19 protein-coding genes are annotated in these 16,865 nt (G+C 62.2%); 10 read left to right on the forward strand and 9 right to left on the reverse strand.

All coding sequences use genetic code 11. From position 1 onward, the window contains the following. On the forward strand, nucleotides 1-188 hold a 188-nt coding region (locus HNQ95_RS33385; protein ID WP_210283732.1), incomplete at its 5' end, for a hypothetical protein. Between the two features lie 46 nt (nucleotides 189-234). Here HNQ95_RS33385 and rpsI read toward each other — a convergent pair. The 3 genes from rpsI to HNQ95_RS07865 all read right to left on the reverse strand — a co-directional run bounded on the left by rpsI (nucleotide 235) and on the right by HNQ95_RS07865 (nucleotide 1,857). After that, the gene (gene rpsI / locus HNQ95_RS07855; RefSeq protein ID WP_067962883.1) at nucleotides 235-711 is read right to left on the reverse strand and encodes a 30S ribosomal protein S9; all 477 of its coding nucleotides are present in this window, start codon (nucleotides 709-711) and stop codon (nucleotides 235-237) included. Nucleotides 712-713: 2 nt separating this feature from the next. Continuing rightward, nucleotides 714-1,178 (reverse strand): 50S ribosomal protein L13, encoded by a 465-nt coding sequence (gene rplM / locus HNQ95_RS07860; protein ID WP_067962880.1) that lies wholly within the window; start codon nucleotides 1,176-1,178, stop codon nucleotides 714-716. Nucleotides 1,179-1,398: 220 nt separating this feature from the next. Next, nucleotides 1,399-1,857: a PaaI family thioesterase gene (locus HNQ95_RS07865; protein ID WP_182573820.1), complete on the reverse strand. Its 459-nt coding sequence runs from the start codon at nucleotides 1,855-1,857 to the stop codon at nucleotides 1,399-1,401. Between the two features lie 181 nt (nucleotides 1,858-2,038). On the opposite strand from HNQ95_RS07865, the gene HNQ95_RS07870 reads away from it, so the two are divergent. The 5 genes from HNQ95_RS07870 (at nucleotide 2,039) to HNQ95_RS07890 (ending at nucleotide 5,716) form a co-directional block, all read left to right on the forward strand. After that, nucleotides 2,039-2,860, forward strand: coding sequence for an enoyl-CoA hydratase (locus tag HNQ95_RS07870; protein ID WP_182573821.1), 822 nt, complete (start codon nucleotides 2,039-2,041; stop codon nucleotides 2,858-2,860). Nucleotides 2,861-2,862: 2 nt separating this feature from the next. Beyond that, nucleotides 2,863-3,285: a VOC family protein gene (locus HNQ95_RS07875; RefSeq protein WP_067962870.1), complete on the forward strand. Its 423-nt coding sequence runs from the start codon at nucleotides 2,863-2,865 to the stop codon at nucleotides 3,283-3,285. A 67-nt stretch (nucleotides 3,286-3,352) separates the two neighbouring features. Next, nucleotides 3,353-3,874 (forward strand): CoA-binding protein, encoded by a 522-nt coding sequence (locus HNQ95_RS07880; protein WP_067962867.1) that lies wholly within the window; start codon nucleotides 3,353-3,355, stop codon nucleotides 3,872-3,874. Between the two features lie 145 nt (nucleotides 3,875-4,019). After that, entirely contained in the window at nucleotides 4,020-5,303 is a 1,284-nt protein-coding gene (locus HNQ95_RS07885) for an O-acetylhomoserine aminocarboxypropyltransferase (protein WP_067962865.1), read from the forward strand. A gap of 68 nt (nucleotides 5,304-5,371) precedes the next feature. Next, the gene (locus tag HNQ95_RS07890; RefSeq protein ID WP_182573822.1) at nucleotides 5,372-5,716 is read left to right on the forward strand and encodes a cupin domain-containing protein; all 345 of its coding nucleotides are present in this window, start codon (nucleotides 5,372-5,374) and stop codon (nucleotides 5,714-5,716) included. A 3-nt stretch (nucleotides 5,717-5,719) separates the two neighbouring features. Here the strand turns inward: HNQ95_RS07890 and HNQ95_RS07895 are convergent, their stop codons facing one another. Beyond that, nucleotides 5,720-6,367 carry a CatB-related O-acetyltransferase gene (locus HNQ95_RS07895; protein WP_182573823.1) on the reverse strand — a complete coding sequence of 216 codons (648 nt, stop codon included), beginning with the start codon at nucleotides 6,365-6,367 and terminating at the stop codon, nucleotides 5,720-5,722. Nucleotides 6,368-6,399: 32 nt separating this feature from the next. Further along, complete coding sequence (locus tag HNQ95_RS07900; RefSeq protein WP_182573824.1) at nucleotides 6,400-7,002, reverse strand: class I SAM-dependent methyltransferase; 603 nt, start codon at nucleotides 7,000-7,002, stop codon at nucleotides 6,400-6,402. Nucleotides 7,003-7,298: 296 nt separating this feature from the next. On the opposite strand from HNQ95_RS07900, the gene HNQ95_RS07905 reads away from it, so the two are divergent. The 4 genes from HNQ95_RS07905 to HNQ95_RS07920 all read left to right on the forward strand — a co-directional run bounded on the left by HNQ95_RS07905 (nucleotide 7,299) and on the right by HNQ95_RS07920 (nucleotide 12,727). After that, nucleotides 7,299-7,931: an ATP-dependent Clp protease proteolytic subunit gene (locus HNQ95_RS07905; protein ID WP_067962859.1), complete on the forward strand. Its 633-nt coding sequence runs from the start codon at nucleotides 7,299-7,301 to the stop codon at nucleotides 7,929-7,931. Nucleotides 7,932-8,231: 300 nt separating this feature from the next. Then, complete coding sequence (clpX, locus tag HNQ95_RS07910; protein ID WP_067966693.1) at nucleotides 8,232-9,506, forward strand: ATP-dependent Clp protease ATP-binding subunit ClpX; 1,275 nt, start codon at nucleotides 8,232-8,234, stop codon at nucleotides 9,504-9,506. Between the two features lie 350 nt (nucleotides 9,507-9,856). Further along, nucleotides 9,857-12,271: an endopeptidase La gene (gene lon / locus HNQ95_RS07915; protein WP_067962855.1), complete on the forward strand. Its 2,415-nt coding sequence runs from the start codon at nucleotides 9,857-9,859 to the stop codon at nucleotides 12,269-12,271. A gap of 183 nt (nucleotides 12,272-12,454) precedes the next feature. Beyond that, nucleotides 12,455-12,727 (forward strand): HU family DNA-binding protein, encoded by a 273-nt coding sequence (locus HNQ95_RS07920; protein ID WP_018427423.1) that lies wholly within the window; start codon nucleotides 12,455-12,457, stop codon nucleotides 12,725-12,727. A 91-nt stretch (nucleotides 12,728-12,818) separates the two neighbouring features. Here the strand turns inward: HNQ95_RS07920 and HNQ95_RS07925 are convergent, their stop codons facing one another. The 4 genes from HNQ95_RS07925 to HNQ95_RS07940 form a co-directional block, all read right to left on the reverse strand. Continuing rightward, nucleotides 12,819-13,238 carry a DUF6636 domain-containing protein gene (locus HNQ95_RS07925; protein WP_067962853.1) on the reverse strand — a complete coding sequence of 140 codons (420 nt, stop codon included), beginning with the start codon at nucleotides 13,236-13,238 and terminating at the stop codon, nucleotides 12,819-12,821. Between the two features lie 149 nt (nucleotides 13,239-13,387). Beyond that, nucleotides 13,388-14,482 (reverse strand): M24 family metallopeptidase, encoded by a 1,095-nt coding sequence (locus tag HNQ95_RS07930; protein WP_067962850.1) that lies wholly within the window; start codon nucleotides 14,480-14,482, stop codon nucleotides 13,388-13,390. Nucleotides 14,483-14,574: 92 nt separating this feature from the next. After that, nucleotides 14,575-16,167, reverse strand: a complete 1,593-nt coding sequence (locus HNQ95_RS07935; RefSeq protein WP_067962847.1) for an ABC transporter substrate-binding protein — start codon at nucleotides 16,165-16,167, stop codon at nucleotides 14,575-14,577. Beyond that, nucleotides 16,167-16,820, reverse strand: a complete 654-nt coding sequence (locus HNQ95_RS07940; protein WP_067962845.1) for a helix-turn-helix domain-containing protein — start codon at nucleotides 16,818-16,820, stop codon at nucleotides 16,167-16,169. The genes HNQ95_RS07935 and HNQ95_RS07940 overlap by 1 nt, the downstream gene beginning before the upstream one ends. Nucleotides 16,821-16,865: the final 45 nt, after the last annotated feature.

Consider the following 16,865-nt stretch of genomic DNA (forward strand, 5'->3'; position numbering starts at 1 on the left):
GCAGCCGCCGCCCAGAACATGAAAAAGATCGCAATCAGCCTCTGGCCAAAGCCAGAACCAAGCCTCGCATGAGGCCAAAGCCGGCTCGCAACGGCCTTGGCATCTGCTCCCCGAAATCAATCCAAAAGCTCAATCAACCCACAAAACAAAACCCCGCCGAAATTCGACGGGGTTTGTCAGCAGTCTGAGGCCGCCCGAAGGCGGCCTTTTCCAAAAATCCGGACTGCGAAACGCTTAGCGCTTCGAGAACTGGAACGAACGGCGGGCCTTGGCCTTGCCGTACTTCTTACGCTCGACGACACGGCTGTCGCGGGTCAGGAAGCCGCCCTTCTTGAGCACGCCGCGCAGCGTCGGCTCGTAGTAGGTCAGCGCCTTGGAGACGCCGTGACGAACAGCACCGGCCTGGCCCGACAGACCGCCGCCGACGACGGTGGCGATGACGTCGTACTGGCCGACGCGAGCAGCCGCAACGATCGGCTGGTTGAGGATCATCTGCAGCACGGGGCGCGCGAAGTAAGTCGCGAATTCCTTGCCGTTGACGATGATCTTGCCGGTGCCCGGCTTGATCCAGACGCGAGCAATGGCGTTCTTGCGCTTGCCGGTGGCGTAAGCGCGGCCGCTCTTGTCGAGCTTCTGGACGTGGACCGGAGCTGCCGGCTGTGCGGCTGCAGCGACGGTGCCGAGTTCTGCGAGCGAGCTGAGATCAGCCATGATTACGAGGCCTTCTTGTTCTTGGCGTTCAGCGCGCCGACGTCGAGCGTCACAGGCTGCTGGGCGACATGCGGATGGTCGGCGCCTGCATAGACGCGGAGATTCTTCATCTGGCGACGACCGAGCGGGCCACGCGGGATCATGCGCTCAACGGCCTTCTCGAGCACGCGCTCAGGGAAGCGGCCTTCGAGCAGCTGGCGCGCGGTGCGCTCCTTGATGCCGCCGGGATGGCCGGTGTGCCAGTAGTACACCTTGTCGGTGAACTTCTTGCCGGTGAACGCGACCTTGTCGGCGTTGATGATGATGACATTGTCACCGTCGTCGACGTGCGGGGTGAAGGTCGGCTTGTTCTTGCCGCGGAGGATATTGGCGACGATGGTAGCGAGACGGCCGACGACGAGACCTTCGGCGTCGATCAGCACCCACTTCTTCACCACGTCCGCAGGCTTCTGCGAAAAGGTTGTCATGGTTTTATGCTTTCGGTTCGGACCTTCAAGAGAAGGCGTTTCTTGTTGCTTTCATTGGCGTCCGGCCAAGGCCCGCCGCCAATAACAAAACGGCGGCCATTGCGGGCCGCTGCTTTGGATGGGCTTATAGGCGAGGGCTGATGGCCCGTCAAGCGAACCGAAATAGGCAGTCGTCTTGTAATGCATAGCAAAAACAAGATGTTATGGATGTGGTATTATTTTACCGCGTCGTTTGGCGCTTCGGCGGGATCGAATAGGTGCCGGTGGCGTGCGCCACGGTCTGCTGGTCCGGGCCGGCGACGATGTCGATGTCGAACACCATCAGGCTCTTGCCGAGCTTGAGAATGCGGCAGTGGCCGTCGATCGGGCCGGCTTCGGCCTTGCGCATGAAGTTGATGTTGAGATTGGTCGTCACCGACAAGGCGTCTGGTCCGGCGTGGCTCAGCACGCAGACATAGCCGCCGATGTCGGCAAGCGTGAACAGCGACGGGCCCGAGACGGTGCCGCCGGGCCGGAGATGGCGTTGGTCGGCGTTGAGGCGCACGGTGCATCCACCCGGGAAAACCTCCGTCACCTGGTAGAAGTCGTAATGTTCGTTGAGCTGAGGGTAGACCTGCTTGAGGAGATCGTTGACCTCGTTCGCCGTCATCGTCGGCGTCAGTCCGTGCTGCTCGGGCATATAGCTCTTTCCATCGACTTTCCCATCATGCGCCCGGCCCCATTTTTTAGGCTTGCCGGATGAACCGTCGAGTTCGCCACGTTCACATGGTTGGGAACCAAGTTTGTGTGCAAACGTATATGGCTGAGGCTCGACTTTGGCGATTCGTCTTTCGCCGCACTGAACTCGCTCAGGGGACACCATGGCAGAAATCGTCGCCATCAAACGTAGCACACCGGAAGGTCCGGTTTGGGCCAGTCTGGATAAGGGCGTGCTGCGTCTGGTGCTCTCCAATCCGCCGGCTAACGTGCTCTCGGTCGCGACCATGGCAGCACTTCAGGCACAGCTGGATGGCGCCATGGACGACAAGGCGATCCGGGTGATCGTCATCGCCGCCCAGGGCGGCGTGTTTTCAGCCGGCCATGACCTCAAGGAACTGACGGCGCACCGAAGCGATGCCGATCGCGGCCGCGCCTTCTTCGAGCTCACAATGTCGCGCTGCTCGGCGCTGATGCAGTCGATCGTGCGCCACCCCAAGCCTGTCATCGCCGAGGTCGACGGCCTCGCCACCGCGGCCGGCCTGCAGCTCGTCGCCAGTTGCGATCTCGCCATTGCCTCCGAGCAGTCGACCTTCTGCACGCCCGGCGTCAATATCGGCCTGTTCTGCTCGACGCCGATGGTCGCGCTCTCGCGCAACGTCTCGCGCAAGCAGGCGATGGAGATGCTTTTGACCGGTGAGACCATCGACGCCACGACAGCGCGCGACTTCGGGCTGGTCAACCGTGTCGTGCCGCGTGAATACCTGAATCACATTGTTGGCAAATATACGCAAACCATTGTTTCGAAATCGCCTTTGACGCTGAAGATCGGCAAGGAGGCGTTCTACGCCCAGGCCGAGATGAGCCTTGCCGAAGCCTATGACCATGCGGCGAAGGTGATGGTCGACAACATGCTGGCAAAGGATGCCGAGGAGGGGATTGGCGCATTCATCGACAAGCGCCAGGCCGACTGGACAGGAGAATAGGTTTGGAACAACGCCTTTCGCTTGTGACACTTGGAGTGGACGATCTCGGCCGCGCCGTGCGCTTCTATGAAGCAATGGGGCTCAGGCGGAACCAGTCGATCACCGAGGGTGTCGCCTTCTTCCAGATGGGGGGCATCGTGCTCGGTCTCTGGAGCCGCGACCAGTTGGCTGCCGACGCCGGCGTTCCCGGCGGCAAGGGCGGTTTCTCCGGTGTGTCGATTGCCTACAACACGCGCTCCGAGGCGGAGGTCGACGAGATCCTGGCGACGGCCGAAAGGGCAGGCGGCCGCATCGTCAAGCCGGCGCAGCGCGCCTTCTGGGGCGGCTGGTACGGCTATTTCGCCGATACCGAAGGCCATTTGTGGGAAGTGGCCCACAATCCCGATTTCCCGATCGCCGAGGATGGCTCGATCTCGCTGCCGTGACGTTTGCGCTCGCTTTCGAAAGCCGGTATCCAGTGCCGTTGAACGAGGCGGCCATGAACAACGACAGATGAACCACGACAGCTACGACAACGCCTACATCGCCGGAATTCTGAATGCGGTGAAGACGATCGCCGTCGTCGGCGCGTCGGCTAATGACGTCAGGCCGAGCTACTTCGTCACCAAATATCTGATCGACAAGGGCTACGAGGTCTTTCCGGTCAATCCCGGACATGCCGGCAAGGACATCCTTGGCCGCATGACATATGCCAGCCTTGCCGACATCCCCGCGCCGATCGACATGGTCGATGTTTTCAGGGCGTCGCCTGCCGTGCCAGGCATCGTCGACGAGGTGCTCAAGCTCGATCCGCTGCCCAAGGTGATCTGGACGCAGTTGACCGTTCGCCATGACGAGGCCGCCGCGCGCGCTGAGGCCGCGGGCATCAAGGTCGTCATGAACCGCTGCCCCAAGATCGAATATGCGCGGCTTGCCGGCGAAATCGGCTGGAACGGCGTCAATTCCGGCGTGCTCTCCTCGAAGCGCCCTGTCATGCGCGAGGGTTTCCAGAGTTTCGGCATCCGCGCAAAATAGTCCGGCATTCGTCCGGGTTTTTGCAATGCCGCGCAAATAATCTCTGCCTGCCGCGGCAGATGTGAAATTTTCGTCTTTGCTTTCCGCCGCGGCCTTGGCCAAAGATGCCAGCTGATTTGACGAACCTATTCTTTGGAGGAAAAAGATGTCCCAGCGCGCACCTGGTTTCAACACGCTTGCCGTCCACGCCGGCGCCAAGCCCGATCCGGCAACCGGCGCACGCGCCACGCCGATCTACCAGACGACGTCCTATGTCTTCGACGATGCCGACCACGCAGCCTCGCTGTTTGGGCTCAAGGCCTTCGGCAACATCTACACCCGCATCATGAACCCGACCCAGGCCGTGCTCGAGGAGCGCATCGCAGCGCTTGAAGGCGGCACGGCGGCGCTTGCCACCGCCTCCGGTCACGCCGCCCAGCTTTTGGTGTTCCACAACCTGATGCGCCCGGGCGACAATTTCGTCGCCGCGACCCGCCTCTATGGCGGCTCGATCAACCAGTTCGGCCATGCCTTCAAGAATTTCGGCTGGGAAGCGCGCTGGGCCGACACCAACGACATCTCGAGCTTCGACAAGCAGATCGACGGCAAGACCAAGGCGATCTTCATCGAGAGCCTGGCCAATCCCGGCGGCACCTTCGTCGACATCGAGAAGATCGCCGACATCGCCCGCAAGCACGGCCTGCCGCTGATCGTCGACAACACGCTGGCAAGCCCCTACCTCATCCGCCCGATCGAGCATGGCGCCGACATCGTCGTCCATTCGCTGACCAAGTTCATCGGCGGCCATGGCAACTCGATCGGCGGCGTCATCGTCGACGGCGGCACCTTCGACTGGTCGAAGTCGGGCAAGTATCCGATGCTGTCGGAACCGCGGCCCGAATATGGCGGCGTCGTGCTGCACGAGACCTTTGGCAACTTCGCCTTCGCCATTGCCGCCCGCGTGCTCGGCCTGCGCGACCTCGGCCCCGCCATTTCGCCGTTCAACTCGTTCCTGATCCTCACCGGCCTCGAGACCCTGCCGCTGCGCATGCAGCGCCATTGCGACAATGCGCTGACCGTCGCCGGCTGGCTGTCCGACCACCCCAAGGTCGAATGGGTGGCCTATCCCGGCCTCAAGAGCGACAAGAACCATGCGTTGATGAAGAAGTATTCGCCCAATGGCGCCGGCGCGGTCTTCACCTTCGGCCTCAAGGGCGGCTACGAAGCGGGCGTCAAGTTCGTCGAGGGCCTGGAGCTGTTCTCGCACCTCGCCAATATCGGCGACACCAAGTCGCTGGTCATCCATCCCGCCTCGACAACCCATCGCCAGCTCTCCGACGAGCAGAAGATCGCCGCAGGCGCCGGACCCGACGTCGTCCGCCTCTCGGTCGGCATCGAGGATGTCAGCGACATCATCGCCGACCTCGAGCAGGCGCTGGCCAAGGCCTGACCGGCCGTGCAAGACTTGGCCCCGGCAGCACGTGCTGCCGGGGCCCTTTGCTGTTTGGGAGTGCGATCTTGCCGCTGTTTCTGACCATCGACGTCAATGGCATCGAGCCGGAAGCAGGCGCGCCGGCAGGCGGCCGTCTGATTTCGGGAGACCCGAAATTCACCACCTGGAATGCCGAGGAGGCAGACGGCGGGCTCTATGCCGGCATCTGGCAGTCGACGCCGGGCAAATGGCGCATCGAATATGACGAATGGGAGTTCTGCCACATCCTGTCGGGTGTCTCCGTCATCTCGGAGGAGGGCGGCGAGGCCCGCACGGTGCGGGCCGGCGACAGCTTCGTCCTCAGGCCCGGCTTCAAAGGAAGCTGGGAAGTGCTTGAAACGACTCGCAAGCAGTATGTGATCCGGCTCTGAGCGTCAGCTTCGCCCCGCATCGAATTTTTCCGACGCCGATGCCAGCGCGTCGATCTCGTTGGCACATAGCAGCGGCTTCAGCGCCTCGAACTTCTCCGCGGGCCATTCGTAGACCTTGAGCGCCAGCAATCTGTCGACAACGGCCTGCGCAAAACGCGTCTTGATCGGCACGGCCGGATTTCCGGCAACGATCGTGTAGGGCGCCACGTCCTTGGTCACGATCGCGCCCGAGGCGATGATGGCGCCTTCACCGACGGTCACGCCCGGCATGATCATGGCGCGCATGCCGATCCAGGCGCCATCGCCGATGATCGTGTCACCCTTGCCGGCATAGGCATCCAGAATGAACTCCGGGAACGGATAGAGACTGAACCAGTCGGTGCGGTGCGTGTGGTTGCCGCCCAGCAGGATCACCGCTTCTGCGCCGATGCAGACATAGTCGCCGATGTGGAGCTGGTCGATCGGCCAGGCCGGCTGCCATGCCTTGAGGCTGTAGGCGTCGCCATAGAGATACCGCACCACGCTGTCCTCGAACGATCCCGACCAGGCATCGCTGTAGTAGCTGTGCGTGCCGCGAACATGGATGTTCGGATTGGTGACGGTCTCGTGCAGCAGTTCCACCTTGGACCAGTGCCTGGCGTCGTTTTTCATTGCTTTAGATCCTCGGGGCGCACCCCAGCCACTCAGGCTTTGGTGGCGAATACATGAAGCCAGTCGGTTGGCTGGCGGTCGTAGCCGCTGCCTCTGCGGCTGGTGATTTCGATTTGCCCGTTCCAGCCGCGGTCGCCATATGCGCCTGCCAGCCATTCCGGGGAAGGGTAGTTGTAGTACCTCCCGAAGCGGTCACGCCCCTCGGCCTCGCCCGCCTTGAAGCTTGCATAAAACACCCCTCCGCGGACCAGTGCCCGCTGAACACGGGAAATGATTGCCGGTAGATGTTCGCGCGGCACATGCAGCAGGCAGGCATTGGCCCACACGCCGTCATAGGCGTCGATTTCGTCGATGTCGTCAAACAGAAGGACCTTGACGGTTCGGCCAAGGCGTCTCGCGGCCGCCGCCGCGATTGCCTCCGTACCATCTGACGGCGTTACGTCGAAGCCCTCGGCAAGCATGGTCTCGCTGTCTTGTCCCGCGCCGCATCCGAGTTCCAGCACGCGGCCGCCGGCGGGCAGGCGGGCCATGAAGTCGTGGAGACGGTGCCTGCTCGCCGGCTGGCCCCTTGCCGTGTAGGTTTCTGCCTCGTTCGAGTAGAACCGGATCGTTTCCTGGTCTTTGGCTTCCCTCACGATCGCTCCGATAGCTGGTGTCCGCAAAACAGGCCATCGAGATCGTCATCAAGGCCGGATATCCGCTCAACCGACAGCCGAGCGTCATTTGAGAGGAGCCACTACCGCAGCAGGCATGGAAAGTTCCAGTGCCGAGCATTGAGCCAGCTGTCGCAGCGAAAGTTAGCAATAGCTGAAATCACGGGTGTTCACCGGCCTTGCGCAATGGTGAGGCGGCATCCTATTTACAGGGCAAAGCCTCTGAACCGATTCTGCCCGTCCGGCGCCGGAATCCCCTCACGATAAAGGGACAGTCGATGAAGAACCCCGTCGAAACATACATGAACCTCGTTCCGATGGTGGTCGAGCAGACCAATCGCGGCGAGCGCGCCTACGATATCTTCTCGCGCCTGCTCAAGGAGCGCATCATCTTCATCACCGGTCCGGTCGAGGACGGCATGGCGACGCTTGTCTGCGCCCAGTTGCTGTTCCTCGAGGCCGAGAACCCGAAGAAAGAGATCAATCTCTACATCAACTCGCCGGGCGGCGTGGTGACCTCGGGCATGGCGATCTACGACACCATGCAGTTCATCAAGCCGGCGGTATCGACGCTGTGCATCGGCCAGGCCGCCTCGATGGGCTCGCTGCTGCTCTGCGCCGGCCACAAGGACATGCGCTTCGCAACCCCGAACGCCCGCATCATGGTGCACCAGCCCTCCGGCGGTTTCTCCGGCCAGGCTTCGGACATCGAACGCCACGCCCAGGACATCATCAAGCTCAAGCGTCGCCTCAACGAGGTCTACGTCAAGCACACCGGCAAGGACTATGACACCATTGAACGGACGCTCGACCGCGACCATTTCATGACTGCCGACGAGGCGCGTGACTTCGGTTTGATCGACAAGGTCATCGAAAGCCGCGACGTCGCTGAGGGTGCCACGGCTTCGTGATTGGACGCTGCGACCTGCCTGCAGGGCCACATCTCGCATTTTTGAGGTGCCCTGCGGCATTTCGGACACATTTTGCTGTTCCCTCGATGGAAGCGTCGGCCTACGTTAAGGTGGCGTTGAGCTTCGACGGCTTAGCGTTGTTCAAGGGTGCCGCGACTCGTTGCAGCGACTTCTGGAATGTGAGTGTACGGAAATCGTTGCGGCGGCCAGGGAATGGCGGTGGCGGCGTCCGTCGTTAGATTGCATATGCGCCCCGGAGCCAGACCTTCGGCCGGGCGGCAGTGAAAGGACTTGGACAAGATGAGCAAGGTCAGCAACGGCGGCGGCGACTCCAAGAACACGCTCTATTGCTCGTTCTGCGGCAAGAGCCAGCATGAGGTACGCAAACTCATCGCCGGCCCGACCGTCTTCATCTGCGACGAATGCGTCGAACTGTGCATGGACATCATCCGCGAGGAGAACAAGACCTCGATGGTGAAGTCGCGCGAGGGCGTGCCGACACCGCAGGAAATCCTCAAGGTTCTGGACGACTACGTCATTGGCCAGCCCCACGCCAAGCGCGTGCTGTCGGTGGCCGTCCACAATCACTACAAGCGTCTCGCGCACGCTTCGAAGAGCAACGACGTCGAGTTGGCGAAGTCCAACATCCTGCTGATCGGCCCGACCGGCTGCGGCAAGACGCTGCTGGCCCAGACGCTCGCCCGCATCATCGACGTGCCGTTCACCATGGCGGATGCGACGACGCTGACCGAGGCCGGTTATGTCGGTGAGGATGTCGAGAACATCATTCTCAAGCTGCTGCAGTCGGCCGACTACAATGTCGAGCGCGCCCAGCGCGGCATCGTCTACATCGACGAAATCGACAAGATCAGCCGCAAGTCGGACAATCCCTCGATCACCCGCGACGTCTCGGGCGAGGGCGTCCAGCAGGCACTGCTGAAGATCATGGAAGGTACAGTCGCTTCCGTGCCGCCCCAGGGTGGCCGCAAGCACCCGCAGCAGGAGTTCCTGCAGGTCGACACCGCCAACATCCTGTTCATCTGCGGCGGCGCCTTCGCCGGCCTCGACCGCATCATCTCGGATCGCGGCCGCAAGACATCGATCGGCTTCGGCGCCAATGTCGCTTCGCCTGAGGACCGCCGCACCGGCGACCTGTTCCGCCAGGTTGAACCAGAGGATCTGCTGAAGTTTGGCCTGATCCCCGAATTCGTCGGCCGTCTGCCCGTGCTGGCGACGCTCGAGGACCTCGACGAGCCGGCGCTGATCCAGATCCTGACCGAGCCGAAGAACGCCCTGGTCAAGCAGTACCAGCGCCTGTTCGAGATGGAAAATGTCGACCTGACGTTCCACGAGAACGCACTCTCGGCGATCGCCAAGCGCGCCATCGAGCGCAAGACGGGCGCCCGCGGCCTGCGTTCGATCATGGAAGCGATCCTGCTCGACACCATGTTCGAGCTTCCGGCGCTGGAAGGCGTCCAGGAAGTCGTGATCTCGGAAGAGGTGGTGACCGGCAGCGCAAGGCCGCTCTACATCTACTCCGAACAGAAGGAAAAGAAGGGCAGCGTCAGCGCCTGAGGCTTGGCGACCCAAGGCTTGGCGACCCAAGGCTTGGCGACCCAAGGCTTGGCGAATTGCCTGCCGCATGATGCGGCGATACGAACTACCGCTCCAGCGAACGGCGCCCCAGCGGCGCCGTTCCGCATTCTGGGGCTTCATTTTGGGACTTCAGGGAAACGTGTGCCATACCTGTTGGGGATTGGCCTTGATGTTTACCCGGCGAAGCTCCAACTAACGGAGAAGAGGCGATGGGTGGGTTTTCGTGCTGTAATGCCGCGCGGTAATCGGCGGTAGGCGGAACCGTCCATGGTCGTTAATATGAGATTCGCGGTTGGCGCTCGCGCGGCTGCGAAATGAAAGGTTGGACAATGGCCAAAATATCCCGCTCTTCCAGCGAAGGTACCTTCGCAGTCCTGCCGTTGCGCGACATCGTCGTGTTCCCGCACATGATCGTCCCGCTGTTCGTGGGCCGTGAAAAGTCGATCAAGGCCCTGGAAGAGGTGATGGGTCAGGAAAAGCAGATCTTGCTTGCGACCCAGATGAATGCCGCCGACGACGATCCCGAGCCCGATGCGATCTACGACATCGGCACGCTTGCCAACGTGTTGCAACTGCTGAAGCTGCCCGACGGCACCGTCAAGGTGCTGGTCGAAGGCACGACGCGCGCCAAGATTCAGTCCTTCACCGACAAGTCCGACTTCCACGAGGCCCACGCGCTCATCCTAAGCGAGCCGGAAGAGGAAGAGGTCGAGGTTGAGGCGCTGGCGCGTTCGGTGGTTTCCGACTTCGAAAACTACGTCAAGCTGAACAAGAAGATTTCGCCCGAAGTGGTTGGTGCTGCCAGCCAGATCGAGGACTATTCCAAGCTCGCCGACACGGTGGCCTCGCATCTCGCGATCAAGATCACCGAGAAGCAGGAGATGCTCGGCACGCTGTCCGTCAAGGAGCGGCTCGAGAAGGCGATGGGCTTCATGGAAGCCGAAATCTCCGTCCTGCAGGTGGAAAAGCGCATCCGCAGCCGCGTCAAGCGGCAGATGGAGAAGACCCAGCGCGAGTACTATCTCAACGAGCAGATGAAGGCGATCCAGAAGGAGCTCGGCGAGGGCGAGGACGGCCGCGACGAGGCTGCCGAGATCGAGGCGCGCATCAAGAAGACCAAGCTGACGAAGGAGGCCCGCGAAAAGGCGGATGCCGAGCTCAAGAAGCTGCGGTCGATGTCGCCGATGTCGGCCGAAGCCACCGTCGTGCGCAACTATCTCGACTGGATCCTGTCGATCCCGTGGGGCAAGAACTCCAAGGTCAAGCAGGACCTGCACTTTGCCCAGGAGGTGCTCGACACCGACCACTACGGCCTCGACAAGGTCAAGGACCGCATCGTCGAGTATCTCGCCGTGCAGAGCCGCCAGAAGAAGCTGAAGGGGCCGATCCTGTGCCTCGTCGGTCCTCCCGGCGTCGGCAAGACCTCGCTCGGCAAGTCGATCGCCAAGGCGACCGGCCGCGAGTTCGTGCGCATGGCGCTCGGCGGCGTGCGTGACGAGGCCGAGATCCGCGGTCACCGCCGCACCTATATCGGCTCGATGCCCGGCAAGGTCATCCAGTCGATGAAGAAGGCGAAGAAGTCCAACCCGCTCTTCCTGCTCGACGAGATCGACAAGATGGGCCAGGACTTCCGCGGCGATCCGTCGTCGGCGCTGCTCGAGGTGCTCGATCCGGAACAGAACGCAACGTTCATGGACCATTACCTCGAGGTCGAATACGACCTGTCGAGCGTGATGTTCGTGACGACGGCGAACACGCTGAACATCCCTGCGCCCTTGATGGACCGCATGGAGATCATCCGTATCGCCGGTTACACCGAGGACGAGAAGGTCGAGATCGCCAAGCGGCACCTGATGCCGAAGGTCGTCCGCGACCACGCGCTCCAGCCCAAGGAGTTCTCGGTTTCCGAAGATGCGATCCGTGCCGTGATCCAGCTCTACACACGTGAAGCCGGCGTGCGCAGCCTCGAGCGCGAGCTGATGAAGCTCGGGCGCAAGGCCGTCACCGAGATCATCAAGACCAAGAAGAAGTCGGTGAAGGTCACCGCTGCCAATCTGGACGATTATCTCGGCGTGCAGCGCTATCGCTTCGGCCAGGTCGAAGGCGAAGATCAGGTCGGCGTGGTCACCGGGCTTGCCTGGACCGAGGTCGGCGGCGAACTGCTGACGATCGAAGGCGTGATGATGCCCGGCAAGGGCAAGATGACGGTCACCGGCAACCTGCGCGACGTCATGAAGGAGTCGATCTCGGCTGCGGCATCCTATGTCCGTAGCCGTGCCCTCGACTTCGGCGTCGAGCCGCCGCTGTTCGACAAGCGCGACATCCACGTGCACCTGCCCGAGGGCGCCACGCCTAAGGACGGTCCGTCCGCAGGTGCCGCCATGGCCACCGCGATCGTTTCGATCCTGACCGGCATTCCTGTCAGGGCCGACGTCGCGATGACCGGCGAGATCACGCTGCGCGGTCGCATCCTGCCGATCGGCGGGCTGAAGGAGAAGCTGCTTGCAGCCCTGCGCGGCGGCATCAAGAAGGTGCTGATCCCGGAAGACAACGCCAAGGATCTGGCGGAGATTCCGGAAAACGTGAAGAGCGGCATGGAGATCATCCCGGTTTCGCGGGTTGGCGAAGTGTTGCGTCACGCACTCGTCAGGATGCCGGAGCCGATCGAGTGGACCGAACCGGTCGATGTTCCCGCGGCCAAGTCGGATGCCGGCGAGGATGCCGGCAAGGGCTTCGCTCATTAGTTGTATCTAAAGTCGCCGTCAAAACAAAAAGCCGGGCTCGCGCCCGGCTTTTTCATGTGAAAAAACCCCGGAATTCCGGGCTTTTTGCCCCTTTTCGACTTGGTTGTGCTCGAAGTTTTTCCTAAAGTCCGTGTCCTACCGGCTGAGTCTAATGTCCCGGTTTTCTCATGGAAGGGAATTTGAATGAACAAGAACGAACTAGTGTCCGCCGTCGCCGAAGCTTCCAAGCTTTCCAAGGGCGATGCGCAGTCCGCAGTTGATGCGGTGTTCTCCGTCATCACCGGCGAACTGAAGAATGGCGGCGATGTCCGGCTTGTCGGTTTCGGAAATTTCACCGTGTCAAAACGCGCGGAGTCGACCGGCCGCAACCCGCAGACCGGCGCAGAAGTGAAGATCCCGGCTCGCACCGTGCCGAAGTTCTCGGCCGGCAAGGGCCTCAAGGACGCGGTCAACTGATCGCTTTCCGGCCAATATACTGATCGAAAAGCCGGGCTTGCCCGGCTTTTCTTTTGCCTGAAGCCAGGCGCGCGGCGGGTGGTCTCGCGCTTCAGTAGACCTGGGTTTTCGACCGGCTGATGAAGAAGCCATGGCCGTCATTGCGGCTGCAGCGCAGCCCGGATCTGTCCGACGTGCAGCTGAAGGGGCCCTTCCTCCAACTGTTGCCATAGTCGAGCGTGTGCGAGCCGTCGCAGCATCCGCTGTCGCCAACATTCTGATAACGCTTGGCTTTTCCCGATTTGCCGAGGATGAACCTGAGATAGGTCGGCTCGATGCGATCGCAGCCGAGCTCCGGCCCGCCATCTTCGGGTTCGTAGACGTCCGAGCCGCCTACCGGCGTGTACTGGCAGCCGACATTGCCAGAGGGCATGTTGAAATAGACGAGGCCGCCGTCGGCCGGGAAGCTCTGTTCCGCAGCCTTTGCATCGATCGAGATCAGGGCGATCACCGCCACCAGCACAGAACGCATCGCCCCTCCAGCGCAACTCCAACGTCCCAAGGCGCAAGATTGCACCGGAACGCGGCAGGTCGACAATGGGGCGTTGATGGGGGGCCCGGGTTCAACAAAAATGGGCCGCTGCGGCGGCCCTTTGCGAGTTTGGCTGTATTGGCAAGCGCTCAGGCCTTGACCAGGAATGCCTCGCGCGGCAGGTCCGACAGCACCTCGGCGCGGTTGCCGCGGAGGATGACGATCTCTTCCAGGCGCAGTCCGAAGCGGCCCTGCAGATAGATGCCGGGCTCGATCGAGAACACGTTGCCCTCCTGCAGGATCGTTTCCGACGTGCCGGTGATATAGGGCTGCTCGTGAATGTCGATGCCCAGGCCGTGGCCGGTGCGGTGCAGGAAGTTCGGACCGTAGCCGGCGGCGGTGATGACGTCGCGGGCGGCCTTGTCGACCTCCTTGGCGGCAACGCCGGGCTTTGCGGCGGCGATTGCTGCCTGTACGGCACGCTCAAGCACGCCGTGCACCTCGTCAAAACCTTCCGGCTTGTCGCCGAACACGCCGACGCGGGTCATGTCGGAGGGATAACCGTCCTTGCGGCCGCCGATATCGATCAGCACGGCCTCGTTCGCCTTGAGCTTGCGGTCGCCGGTGTGATGGTGCGGGAAGGCGCCGTTCTCGCCGAAGCAGACGCTGACGAATTCTCCGGTCGCACCATTGGCTGTGTAGAAGTCACGGATGGCCTTGCCGACCTCGAGTTCGGTCACGCCTTCCCTGAGCGCGGCGAAGCCTGCCTTCATGGCACCGTCATTGAGCACTGCGTTCATCTTGAGCAGCGCATATTCGGCCTCGTCCTTCTTGCCGCGCAGGAAGCTCACCGTATCGTTCAGGAAGCTGCGCGCAGCACCGGGCAGGGCATCGAGCGCAAGCAGCGCGAAATCGGCGCGCATGGTCTCGTCGAGGGCAACCGAGACGGTGCCGCCCTTGAGGCCACAATCGGCGAGAAGCTGCACCAAGGCCGCCTGCGGACCATCGGCATCGGCCCAGGGATAGAAGGGCAATTTGGTGAAGGGGCGCTGGCTGTCGGCATTCAGCGCCGGCATCAGGAAGCCGGCATGCGTCTGCGACACGATCAAAAGCACCGGGCGTTCGTCGCCATGCGGCGACATGCCTGCGAGCCAGACAAGGTGCGAGGAGGGGCCGACGACCACCAGGTCGGTTCCCGTCTCAGCCATGCGCTCGCGCAGCCGCGCCATCCGCTCTTCGTACATCGTCTCTGCCTTCTTCGGATTTGGGGAGGGGTAATGTAAGGTGAGGGCGATGGGACCGCCCGCAAATGGGCGGTCCCTGCCAGGCCGGTTCGTCAGTTCTTCTTGACGAGGCGGTAATAGACGAAGTCGGAGGTTGCGCCGTTGACATAGCCTTCGACGTTCTTGGCACGCGCCACCTGGGTCGCGGCCTGGAACATGACGACGATCGGCGACTTCTCCTGCACCTTCTTCTGCAGGTCGACATACATTGCGCTGCGCTTGGCCGGATCGGCCTCGGCGAGAGCTGCCTTGGTCTCGTTGTTCAGCTCTTCCGGAACCGCCCAGCTGTTACGCCAGGTGGTGGTCGACTGGTAGTTTCCGTCGGAGTTGTCGGTGTTGTAGGCAAAAGCCTTGGCGTTGGAGTGCGGGTCCATGAAATCGGGACCCCAGTACAGCAGCATCGCCTCATGTGTGCGGGCGCGGTACTTGGTGATCACCTGCGAGCCGGTGCCCGGTACGATGTCGAAGTTGATGCCGGCTTCGGCGAAGCTTGCCTGCAGCGACTGCGCCATGTCGGTGAACGGCGTCGAATTGATGACGTCGAGCGTCACCTTGATCGGCGTCTTGATGCCGGCGTCAGCCAGGATCTGCTTCGCCTTGGCCGGATCGTAGCTGTAGGGCGTCTCGTCGAGCGAGCCCGGGAAGCCCTTCGGCCAGAAGGCCTGGTGCGTCTGCATCTGGCCCTTCAGGAACGTGTCGGTCATGCCCTTGTAGTTGACCAGGTAGCGGGCGGCGTCCCAGACGGCCGGCGGTGTCAGCGACTCCGTCTTCTGGTTGAACGACAGGAAGTGCACGGCCGCCTGCGGATAGGTCTCGGTGGTTACCTTGTCGCTGCCGGCAAGCGTTGCGATCTGGTCCGAGGTCAGGTTCTTGGCCATGTCGACGTCGCCCGACTGCAGCAGCAGTTGCTGGGTCGCGGCTTCGGCGACGTGGCGGATGATGACGCCCTTGATGGCTGGCGCGCCGTTGAAATAGTCGGGGTTGGCGGTCAGGTTGATCAGCTCGCCGGGGCGGAACGCCTTGAGCACGAACGGGCCGGTGCCGGCCGAGTTCGACTTCAGCCAGGCGTTGCCCATGTCGCCATTGGCCTCGTTGGCCTGCAGCGTCACCGCGTCGACGATCGAACCCGGACGGGCGGCCAGCACGTTAAGCACGAAGGCCGAAGCGAAGTCGCCGGCATATTTGATGACGACCTTGTTGCCGTCGGCCTTGACCATCGAATCGAAATTCTCGGGCGTCCAGCCGAGCTGGGTCAGGATGAAGGCCGGTGCCTTGTTCAGCACGATGACACGCTTGAACGAATAGACCACGTCCTCGGCGCGCAGCGGGTTGCCCGAGGTGAACTTGACGCCGTCGCGCAGCGTGAATGTGATGGTCTTGTTGGCGTCGTCGACGGTCCATTCCTTGGCGAGGCCGGCGGCCAGCGTCTTGGTGTCGGCGGCGTCGTACTGGACGAGGCGGTCATAGGTCTGGGAGACATATTCGCCCGACGAGAACTCGTAGGCCTCGGCCGGGTCGATGCTGACGATGTCGTCGATGTTCTGTGCCACCACGAGCACGCCTGCGGGCGTGGCTGCAAGGCTGATGGCGGGCGTCATCGGCATCGCCAGCGCCGCGGCGAGCAGCGCGGCTTTGAACAGTTTCATCATTTTCTCTCCTTTTTGGTTCCCGTTGTCTTCTCTTCGGCCCGTGAACCGCGCAGGGCCGGATGCTCCGTGCGCGACCTGAACATCGGCAAGGTGCCGGTCCACAGCATGCGCGCGAACTGTTGGGTGTCGTTCGACCAGGAATGCGGACGATTGCCGCGGAAATGCAGGCTGTCGCCGGCCGAAAGCACCATCTCTTCGTCCTCGAGGCGCTGGGTGATCGAGCCTTCGAGGATGAACAGGATTTCCTCGCCTTCATGGCTGACCGTCTCGGAGCGGTAACCCGGCGGGACATTGAGGACGAAGGACGAGAGCACGTTGCCGGTGAAGTCGGCGGCGATGCGCTCATAGACGATCGACGAGCCGTCGACCGAGAATCGGTTGCGCTCGGCCGCGCGGGTCAATCCGTCCTCGGCGCTGGGCGTGGCGATGAAATAATCCACACCCACGTCGAGGCTGCGGGCGATCTGGGCGAGGGTGCCGAGCGAGGGGGTGGCATGATCGCGTTCGACCTGGCTGAGGTAACCGACCGAAATGCCTGCGGCGTCACACAATTCCTGCAATGTCATCGACAGCTGGCGGCGGCGGGCACGGATCAGCGCGCCAACCTTGGGCTGGCTCGACGGCGTGTTTTTGCTGGCCTCCGAGGACACGCTTTTTTGCTCCCATCAAAATTTTTTTGATCTAACCAAAATTTT

Origin of the sequence: Aminobacter ciceronei (assembly GCF_014138625.1) — a bacterium.
GTDB classification, from domain to species: Bacteria; Pseudomonadota; Alphaproteobacteria; order Rhizobiales; family Rhizobiaceae; genus Aminobacter; species Aminobacter ciceronei.

What these genes read in the sequence shown, in the direction of transcription:
- rpsI (WP_067962883.1), bottom strand. Translation starts at nt 711, where the DNA reads ATGGCTGATCTCAGCTCGCTCGCAGAACTCGGCACCGTCGCTGCAGCC.
- rplM (WP_067962880.1), bottom strand. Translation starts at nt 1,178, where the DNA reads ATGACAACCTTTTCGCAGAAGCCTGCGGACGTGGTGAAGAAGTGGGTG.
- HNQ95_RS07865 (WP_182573820.1), bottom strand. Translation starts at nt 1,857, where the DNA reads ATGCCCGAGCAGCACGGACTGACGCCGACGATGACGGCGAACGAGGTC.
- HNQ95_RS07870 (WP_182573821.1), top strand. Translation starts at nt 2,039, where the DNA reads ATGGCAGAAATCGTCGCCATCAAACGTAGCACACCGGAAGGTCCGGTT.
- HNQ95_RS07880 (WP_067962867.1), top strand. Translation starts at nt 3,353, where the DNA reads ATGAACCACGACAGCTACGACAACGCCTACATCGCCGGAATTCTGAAT.
- HNQ95_RS07885 (WP_067962865.1), top strand. Translation starts at nt 4,020, where the DNA reads ATGTCCCAGCGCGCACCTGGTTTCAACACGCTTGCCGTCCACGCCGGC.
- HNQ95_RS07895 (WP_182573823.1), bottom strand. Translation starts at nt 6,367, where the DNA reads ATGAAAAACGACGCCAGGCACTGGTCCAAGGTGGAACTGCTGCACGAG.
- HNQ95_RS07905 (WP_067962859.1), top strand. Translation starts at nt 7,299, where the DNA reads ATGAAGAACCCCGTCGAAACATACATGAACCTCGTTCCGATGGTGGTC.
- clpX (WP_067966693.1), top strand. Translation starts at nt 8,232, where the DNA reads ATGAGCAAGGTCAGCAACGGCGGCGGCGACTCCAAGAACACGCTCTAT.
- lon (WP_067962855.1), top strand. Translation starts at nt 9,857, where the DNA reads ATGGCCAAAATATCCCGCTCTTCCAGCGAAGGTACCTTCGCAGTCCTG.
- HNQ95_RS07920 (WP_018427423.1), top strand. Translation starts at nt 12,455, where the DNA reads ATGAACAAGAACGAACTAGTGTCCGCCGTCGCCGAAGCTTCCAAGCTT.
- HNQ95_RS07925 (WP_067962853.1), bottom strand. Translation starts at nt 13,238, where the DNA reads ATGCGTTCTGTGCTGGTGGCGGTGATCGCCCTGATCTCGATCGATGCA.
- HNQ95_RS07930 (WP_067962850.1), bottom strand. Translation starts at nt 14,482, where the DNA reads ATGTACGAAGAGCGGATGGCGCGGCTGCGCGAGCGCATGGCTGAGACG.
- HNQ95_RS07935 (WP_067962847.1), bottom strand. Translation starts at nt 16,167, where the DNA reads ATGAAACTGTTCAAAGCCGCGCTGCTCGCCGCGGCGCTGGCGATGCCG.